Consider the following 1,265-nt stretch of genomic DNA (forward strand, 5'->3'; position numbering starts at 1 on the left):
TGCCCAACTTGGCTGCCGACATCAACGCGGCGTTGAATGCGGCGCTGTCGGGGGCGTTGACGTTGCCGCCGATCAACCTGTCGCTGCCGGGCCTGCCCAGCTTCACGTTGCCGCCGTTCCCGGGTCTGCCGTCGATCACGCTGCCCAACCTGGGGGCGGACATCAGCGCGGCGTTGAACGCAGCACTCAACCTGACGCTGCCGGGCCTGCCGCCGATCAACTTGTCGCTGCCGGGGCTGCCCAGCTTCACGTTGCCGCCGTTCCCGGGGTTGCCATCGATCACGCTGCCCAACCTGGCTGCCGACATCAACGCCGCGCTGAACGCGGTGTTGTCGGGGGCGCTGGCGCTACCGCCGTTCACCTTCCCGGCCCTGCCTCCGTTCACGCTGCCTAACCTGGGTGCGCTGGGTCTGGGATTGAGCGCGGCGCTCAACGGAATCGGTGGTTCGATTAGCGCGTCGCTGAATGGGTTGGGTGCGTCGCTGAACGCGATGTTGTCGGGAAGCCTGAACCTGGGCGCCAACCTCAACTCGTTTATCCAGACCGGTGAGGCGCTGGCGGCCAACTTCGCCGGCAACATTGCAGCGGGCCTGAACACGGCGATCCAGACCGGCGAGAGCCTGGCCGCCAACTTCGCTGCCGCCTTGTCGACGCTGTCCCTTCCCAACTTGGGACTAACCATCAACGGGGCGCTGTCGGCTAACATCGGTGCCGCCCTGAACGGCCTGCTGCAGGCCACCGGATCCCTGACAGGCGGCCTCACCGGCGGCCTCGCGGGCCTGGTCCATGCGGGTGAAACCCTGGGCGGGAGCCTGGCGACGGGCCTGTCCGGGCTGGCCGGCACGGGTAACGCGTTGGCGATGATCTGGGAGAACACGGCGGCCCAGATCGGTGGCGCGCTCTTCGGTGGTTTCGCGGCGACCCTGGGCGTGGGCGCTCCCGGCGTGCTCGGGCTCGGCACCGACCTGGCAGCCGGCCTCTCCGACGCGGCCTCCACGCTGGAACAGACCGGCGGCTCGCTCGTCGTGTCTCTCAACACCGCCCTGAGCGACCTCGCGCTCTCGCTGCAGGCGGCCATCGACGCCAGCTTGGGCATCGGGATCGCCGCATAGCCCGGTGGCGCCCAGGAGAGTCGTGTAGGCCTCGCCCTTCCGAATCGAAGCGAAGCGAAGCCTTGCCCGACGCGACCTCCTGGGCGCACACCGCCCCGCGATCATAGGGTGGAATGGATTTGCAAACCACTGCATAACCATGCAGAATCGGCC

The 1,265-nt window shown here is 68.1% G+C and carries 1 protein-coding gene; it reads left to right on the forward strand.

Annotation, left to right across the window (positions count from 1 at the left end; genetic code table 11):
• The coding region (locus tag A5655_RS28255; RefSeq protein ID WP_067009326.1) for a hypothetical protein at positions 1 to 1,112 on the forward strand (1,112 nt) is incomplete at its 5' end.
• Positions 1,113 to 1,265 lie beyond the last annotated feature (153 nt).

It is taken from the genome of Mycobacterium sp. 1081908.1, from assembly GCF_001673535.1.
GTDB lineage: Bacteria > Actinomycetota > Actinomycetes > Mycobacteriales > Mycobacteriaceae > Mycobacterium.